The 6,484-nt window shown below is 44.6% G+C and carries 7 protein-coding genes and 1 pseudogene; 3 read left to right on the plus strand and 5 right to left on the minus strand.

All coding sequences use genetic code 11. From position 1 onward, the window contains the following. Window positions 1-219 precede the first annotated feature (219 nt). Window positions 220-1,344: a peptidylprolyl isomerase gene (locus JGK11_RS32000; protein ID WP_293193750.1), complete on the minus strand. Its 1,125-nt coding sequence runs from the start codon at window positions 1,342-1,344 to the stop codon at window positions 220-222. Between the two features lie 376 nt (window positions 1,345-1,720). On the opposite strand from JGK11_RS32000, the gene efp reads away from it, so the two are divergent. From efp to JGK11_RS32015, 3 genes are all read left to right on the plus strand, one after another. Further along, a complete protein-coding gene (gene efp / locus JGK11_RS32005; RefSeq protein ID WP_293155631.1) occupies window positions 1,721-2,278 on the plus strand; it encodes an elongation factor P in 558 nt (185 codons plus the stop codon). A 193-nt stretch (window positions 2,279-2,471) separates the two neighbouring features. Next, window positions 2,472-3,029, plus strand: a complete 558-nt coding sequence (gene accB / locus JGK11_RS32010; protein ID WP_293186769.1) for an acetyl-CoA carboxylase biotin carboxyl carrier protein — start codon at window positions 2,472-2,474, stop codon at window positions 3,027-3,029. Between the two features lie 30 nt (window positions 3,030-3,059). Next, window positions 3,060-3,452 (plus strand): metalloregulator ArsR/SmtB family transcription factor, encoded by a 393-nt coding sequence (locus JGK11_RS32015; protein WP_293186768.1) that lies wholly within the window; start codon window positions 3,060-3,062, stop codon window positions 3,450-3,452. 391 nt (window positions 3,453-3,843) lie between these two features. Here the strand turns inward: JGK11_RS32015 and JGK11_RS32020 are convergent, their stop codons facing one another. The 4 genes and pseudogenes from JGK11_RS32020 to JGK11_RS32035 form a co-directional block, all read right to left on the minus strand. Next, a complete protein-coding gene (locus tag JGK11_RS32020; RefSeq protein WP_293186767.1) occupies window positions 3,844-4,617 on the minus strand; it encodes a GerMN domain-containing protein in 774 nt (257 codons plus the stop codon). Between the two features lie 269 nt (window positions 4,618-4,886). Continuing rightward, window positions 4,887-5,363, minus strand: a complete 477-nt coding sequence (locus tag JGK11_RS32025) for a hypothetical protein (RefSeq protein WP_293198503.1) — start codon at window positions 5,361-5,363, stop codon at window positions 4,887-4,889. Window position 5,364: 1 nt separating this feature from the next. Beyond that, a complete protein-coding gene (locus JGK11_RS32030) occupies window positions 5,365-6,150 on the minus strand; it encodes a hypothetical protein (protein ID WP_293186765.1) in 786 nt (261 codons plus the stop codon). A gap of 171 nt (window positions 6,151-6,321) precedes the next feature. Then, a pseudogene (locus JGK11_RS32035) lies at window positions 6,322-6,484 on the minus strand (photosystem II q(b) protein); the annotation flags it as partial.

The raw sequence follows: 6,484 nt of genomic DNA on the forward strand, positions 1-6,484 counted from the left end.
TAGTGTAGAAGCGATTTAAATCGCCGTCTTTGTTTGTCTTTCTTCCAGCCCGCGGAGGCGGTCTTTGTTAGTGTAGAAGCGATTTAAATCGCCGTCTTTATTTGTTATGGTTGCTTCCAGCCCGCGGAAGCGGGCTTTGTTTGACTCTGAAGCGATTTAACTCGCCATCTTTGTTTGACTCTGAAGCGATTTATCTCGCCGTGTTTGTTTGTGTGCTGATTAAACTTGAGGTTGAACCAAATTTTCCTTTCCTTTAATCACCTTAGCAGATATAATCTTATCTCCCTGCCTCAGTTTATCCAAAACCTCTTTTCCTTCAATCATGTAACCAAAAACAGCATACCGACCGTCCAACAAATTCAGACCAGCGGGCGTGAGTTCGGGTTCAAACAAGAAAAAGAAAAACTGAGAAGAACCGCTGTCTGGTTCAGCTTCAGCCCGGGCCATCGCCACAGCACCAAAAGCAGAAAAAGGCAAAACAGGCTCGTCGCGATAACGTCCCGCATCTTCTAGAGTAATCCCATAGACAGGTTCCGTGTCCTCTCTAACGAGCACTTCCAGCGGCACATTCCGGTATTTGCCAGTACCTGGATCAATAAAGCCCACTTCCTTGCCTTCGGGATCTCCCGTTTGCAAAACGTAGGATTCTTCCGATCGAATAAATGGTAAACCATCATAGAAACCTCGATCGACCAAATCCACAAAATTACCAGCAGTCACAGGCGCACTGTAACCGTCAACCACAACATTAATTGTCCCCTTATCCGTTTCCACCGCCACAGTAGCGCGACCTTTCAGTTGAGGCAGATTAGCATACTTAGCAGGCACTTCAAACGGAAACTTTGTCACCATCAACTCTTCGATTTCGCCTACCGAACCGAGGATTTTCGCCTTCAAGTCAATAACTTTTTCCCTGTCTTTAGCCTCAACAGCCTTTTCCAGTTCAGCAATTCCCTCCTTGACTTGTGCAACTAGCGCCTCAGCTTCCGGCTGTTTCGCCTCAGGAATACTCACTAAAATGTCGGACTCCCGAATGCTGAGAATCCTCGAAGCCTTACTGACATCGCTGCTAATGGGCCCCCAACGTTTAGAACGGATGTGGTTGCCAATGTCTTCCAGACTGATTTGCAACTCACGCACAGTCTGATTGTCAATAGGTAGCGCGAAACGCAGCAGCGCCCGGCCGTCCGTAATCGGATTCCCCGCAGGCATACTGCTGCTGGGGCGTTTCGCATAGGAAACTGCACTGAAACTCAGGGAGAGTGCGAACAGCAGGACTGCTAAAGCACCGGTCTTCACCCAGCGCTTGCACGTATCGATCGAGAAATTAGGCCAATGCAACATATCTTTAACTTTTATTGCCTCTATTATCTTCCCACAGCGCGCGATCGCCTTCTCTCCATTACATCCGTTGCCTCTCCTTGTCCAACAGACAGAGGTTTTTCACTTGGAGTACAGCACTTGCTCCCTTTGAAAGGTAAAATAAATTGCCAATTGCTTTTTGATGCCGTCAGCTAGACTGCGGCTTTAAGCTGACCCCGCTCAAAAACGGATACAATCCCCAGACTCCTGTCGTGGAGAGATCAAAATTTTAGACCAAGGTTCAATCTCCCAGATTCAAAGCTGCGAGTGAATCTAAAATCTAAAATCTAAAATCTAAAATCGACTGACTATAGTTCCCCCGTGCCCAATGGCGACGGGATTGCCCGCAAAAATTTATATGCTCTCCAGTAACGACTTTCGACCAGGTGTTTCAATTGAATGGAATAACGGCGTGTGGCGGGTTATCGAATTCCTCCACGTCAAGCCCGGAAAGGGTTCCGCTTTTGTGCGGACAAAATTAAAAAACGTCCAAACCGGCAGCGTAGTGGAACACACATTCCGAGCTGGCGAATCTTTGCCTCAAGCCAACCTCGAAAAGAGCGCGATGCAGCATACCTATAAAGAAGGCGACCAGTTTGTCTTTATGGATATGGAAACTTACGAGGAAAGCCGCCTCACAGCCAAGGAAATAGGCGAGCGTGTCAAGTACCTGAATGAAGGTATGGAAGTCAGTATCCTTCGCTGGAACGACCAAATCATGGAAGTGGAATTACCCAATTCTGTCGTCTTGGAAGTGACACAAACCGATCCCGGAGTCAAAGGAGATACTGCCACCGGTGGCAGTAAACCGGCCATCCTTTCCACCGGAGCTCAGATCATGGTTCCTCTATTTATTTCGATAGGAGAACGCATTCGGATTGATACTCGTGAAGACAAGTACCTCGGCCGAGAATAGAAACGACGGAGAAAAAGGGAGTTTTTAGTTTTTAGTTGTGAGTTGTGAGTTATTAGTTAAAGAGCTAAAAAATCATCGCTCATCGCTCAAAGATTAAAAACTACCCCTTTTGTCTCCAAAATCGGTGAAGTTTCCTAGCTTCGCCGGATTCCAATTTCTCAATTTTAAATTCTTAATTACCCTTGAATCTACTGTGCAATTAGACTTAAACCAGCTTTGCGAACTGCTGACTGTTTTAGACAAAACAGGCATTTCGGAACTGACATTAAAAAGTGGGGAGCTTGAACTGACTGTACGCAAAGGCATTCTGGCCAGCGAACCAGCCACGGTTACTGCCCTCTCTACCGCGGCAAGTGTCGCTCCGACGATCGCCCTGGGATCTGTTTCTAGCCCCACTGCCGCCCCACCGGATGCTGTTAGTCAAAATGCAGGAGCAACTCCGGCCACTCCTGCACCAGCCCCTGCTGTCGCAGCTCCTGCTGCCGTCTCTGCTCCTGTCGATACCAAATGGGTGTCAATTATCTCGCCCATGGTAGGAACGTTTTATCGCGCTGCTGCTCCCGATGAGCCACCTTTTGTCAATGTGGGCGATCGCATCAAAGTCAGCCAGACAGTCTGTATTATCGAAGCAATGAAGCTGATGAACGAGATTGATGCTGATGAAGTGTCCGGTCAAGTCATGGAAATTTTAGTGCAAAATGGCGAACCTGTCGAATACGGTCAAATTTTAATGCGAATTAATCCGGATTGAAGCATTACTTTATTGTTATGGACAGAATAAATGCTAATATTTCGAGATCACTTCTCCCCGGTGAGTTTGATGAAGTCATCCCAGCCTGTCCCGCAAGAGGTTGTGCAACAAGTTGCTGAGTATTTCAGTATTCTGAGCGAGCCAATGCGTTTACGAATTTTGAACTTGCTTCGCGACGGAGAAAAATGCGTGCAAGAGTTGGTGGAAGCTACTCAAACGAGTCAAGCCAATGTTTCCAAGCACCTAAAACTTATGCTCCAAGCTGGTATCCTCACTCGCCGGAGTGAAGGAACATCAGCCTATTATAAGGTGCAAGACGAGTTAATTTTTGAGCTATGTACTATGGTGTGCGATCGGCTTGCCACTCGGATCGAACAGCAAGCCCTCCACTTTCGGGCATTTAGCCTGACTGCCAAGCACTGAAAATTAGTCATTAGTCATTAGTCATTAGTCATTAGTCATTAGTGCGAGCGTCCCCGCTCGCGAACGTTATCAGTCAGCAGTCATCAGTCGGTAGTGCGAGCGTCCCCGCTCGCGAACGTTATCAGTCATCAGTTATATCAAATTCGGTAACTACGGAATTCTACCCTGCTCGCCGTGCGGGACGTTTGGCTTCGCGATCCGAAGCGAGCGACACGCTCGAATTGCACTCCGAAAATTATTATTCCGATGCAAATGTTAACGATATCATCAGCAATCAATTATCAGCTATCAATCCCTATTTTCCGCATTCAGACTAATAACTAATAACTAATAACTCCTAACTCCTAATTAATAACTCCTAACTAATGACTAATAACTAATGAATCAAAAATTAGTTAAGGGGAAAATTTTTGTCAAAACTTTGGCGGGTACTCGGTTGAGCCACCTCCAAACCTTCGCCACCCAAAAGTTCCAAAGGCTTGCCGTCCACCGAGATCCAAACCTTAGTATTCGGTTTTAAACTCGTAGCTGTATAGATAACTTGCCCTAACCGGCTCGTCATTGAACTGCTGCCTCCCCCCGCAGTAAATTCACGCGACAAATCGACATAAACTTCATCATTCTTGACACTCAAACCCCGGAGTTTTGTCCCTTTAGGTATTTCGCTAGAAACAGTTGCATCCTTCGGCCCAGCCAACAAAGTGTTAAAAGCAGCTTGTAAAGTTGCATCAGGCTTATCAGCTTGTTTGACAGCTACTTTCGTAGGAACTGCCTCAAATTTGCCGATCGCATCTTTAACCCAGTACACTTGGACTGTTTGGGCATCAGCCTGCTGCAAAGGCTTCGGCTGTGACGACTTGGGCGCCAGAGCCTGAGACGCCAGAGGGGTAGGTCTCTGAGCTTGAGGCGTCTGAACCTGCGGCGTCTGAGCCTGTGGCACCTGCACAGCATTTGGAGGAGGTACGGGGATAATTACAGCAGGGGATTGGGCAGGACTTGGGGATAGCGCCGGAGCGATTGTCGGAGCTGAAGACTGCGTGTCTGCCGTGGGCGAACGGCTTGCCGTCCACCAAGCAATGCCACCTCCAGTCACTAAAGCCAACCCGCAAACACCGGCAATGAGTGCTGTTGTGGAGACGTGGCGTACTTCTTGTCCATCTTTCATAATACAAATCCTCGTTAGAGATAAAGCGCTTGACACGGTGAGGAGCTACTCCCGATCGGCTACATTTGTTTTTGCTGAGATTCTGGAACAGGGAACAGCTAAACCAAAACAATCCTGGCATCTTTAACAGCTTAGGAGCTATATTTCATTTTGACACCCTCCCGCTTAAAAACAAGGTATAAGTCTGAAGGCAGAATATAGAAGGCACTTATGCTGTGGCATATCCGAAGTTTACCTGACATTTTATCTAACTCGTAAATTACTATAAATTAACTAATATTTTGCCAAATATCACAATCGGTAACAGGTTGAAAATCTTTAATATTTTTAGTAGCAATAATGACTTCACGACCAGGAAATTGCTCTTTGAGCAGACACCATTGAGCAGCCAGAATGCAGTCTACATCAATGTTCTCCTTAATTTTATTAGATTGACTCATAGCTCTTGCCTCCGCCCATAGTTCGGCAGCCTTTTCTAGCAAAGCAAAAGTTACTTCTTGAAATTCAAGTAACTCTCTTAGTTTATCTAACTCTTGAATACTTTTGCTTTTTATCCGAATCAATTCACGTCTAAGTTCATAATCACAGATATCAGAAGCAATTATATAAACGCCTTTCGACAACAGTCTATAAAACCATTCTGTGCATTGATAAATCTCCGTAGTCAGCTTCTGATCTTCAGACAATTTCTCATCAATATTTGTTATCAGCAAAGCAATAATATTAGAATCTAGAATTAGAATCACTCTACAATTTCCATCCTTTTTCTTCTCCAATACTTTCTATTTGCTCAAGTCGTGACTTTGCCCAATCCATAGCAGATTGGTTTTTCTGAATTTGCATTTCACGAGTAAATATTGGATTATAAGGAGAGTCAATCAAATGTAATTTTTCATTTTGTGTTCGGTCTTCTTCGATTTGCCATAATACTGCTCTAGCAGTGTTTTTTAATCCAACTAAATATAAAAAAACTGACTCGTTCTGATTGGCTCGATCGGGTTTTAGATTAGAATCATTTAAAAAAGCCAATGCTATATTCTTAATGCACTCTATTAAGTGTTGTGGAAAGTAGACAAGATATTCTTCTAAAAGCTCTGATAGTTTCACCATACCCGTGTATAGCGATCGATATTGACGTACTTTATCTGTTTCTTCTTCAAACGCAATCAGCATAAAACCCTGAGCTATGATTAATTCCCTCAAGCCATCCATGTATTTTTCACGATCTTCAATTTCTTTGAAAGTATCACGGGCTAAAAAGTCACTATATTTTGCTTTAAATTCGTTTAAAAGTGGTCTGTATTCAGAGTAATAAATATCCGCTCTTAGACGTATATCTTTTGCTTCTCTAATCCGTTCTAGTACCTCATAAATTTTCAATCCATCAATAAATAGTTCTTCTTTAGGAATCCGCGCTTCATCAGATTTAAACAGCTTTTCTAAGGCGTGTTTGATTAAACTTAGTTCACCAAACATCACCTCCTCACTGTTCGATGGCAATGCTCTAATTAAATTTTCTGTAGTGACTGTCATAGGAAGCCGACTCCATAAATAAAGGCTTTTATGATTTATGAGAGCACATGAGCTACAACTAGCGCGCTCCTTCTATTATCATAAACGATCATCTCGCTAAAACTGTAATTTTTCCCAAACAAAAAGCGCCCCTATTTCTAGGGGCGCTTTCTGTTTATCTCAAGCTAAAACTTAGCCGTTGATGGAAGGAGCAACCAAAGCAACTGGAGTGGTTTCGCCAGCAGCCAAGTCGAGAGGGAAGTTGTGAGCATTGCGCTCGTGCATTACTTCCATACCCAAGTTAGCGCGGTTGATGACATCAGCCCAGGTGTTGATGACGCGACCTTGTGAGTCG

It is taken from the genome of Microcoleus sp. PH2017_34_RAT_O_A, from assembly GCF_020737885.1.
In the GTDB taxonomy this organism is placed as follows: domain Bacteria; phylum Cyanobacteriota; class Cyanobacteriia; order Cyanobacteriales; family Microcoleaceae; genus Microcoleus.